The organism is Halorubrum sp. SP9 (assembly GCF_005435015.1).
GTDB lineage: Archaea > Halobacteriota > Halobacteria > Halobacteriales > Haloferacaceae > Halorubrum > Halorubrum sodomense.
The window spans coordinates 1-476 of record NZ_SGXU01000353.1; the positions used below are offsets into that span (position 1 = coordinate 1).

Annotated in this window: 1 pseudogene; it reads right to left on the minus strand. The window is 62.4% G+C overall.

What is annotated here, in order from left to right:
* Window positions 1–274: 274 nt before the first annotated feature.
* Window positions 275–476, minus strand: a pseudogene (locus tag EXE45_RS20990) (hypothetical protein); the annotation flags it as partial.

Genomic DNA, 476 nt, shown 5'->3' on the forward strand with positions numbered 1-476 from the left:
CGCCGGGTTCGCGGCGCCCGCGAGGTGTTGAATCCGATCGATGAACCCCTGTTCGGCGACGCGACGGTTTCCCTCGTTAGCAACTGCCATGCGGTAAGATCACATGTCGACGGAAAATGATTTGTGGTCGATACGATCGCGGCCAGTCCCCCGCGCTCTCGACCGCTCGGAGCAAGGGACCACGAATGTCGGGGCGAATGCCGCGGGCACCGATCCGGTCGCACGAGCGAGCACACCCCTCCTGTTCGGCGGCGGAAGCCGGTTGCCGAAACCCTCACGGGGTATTGACGCTCGATACGCCCCACGAAAATCCCCCGCCATCTGATACCCGACCGATCAACTTCCGACCCGCGGTTTCGGCGTTGCGACGGACCGGTTTGTACACGGTTCTCGCGAGGTCTTCTCCGGGATACTCTCCGTCGAGCGTGAAGCGAATATCGTACCACACCTCCGAGACGAACACGGACTCGTAAGTC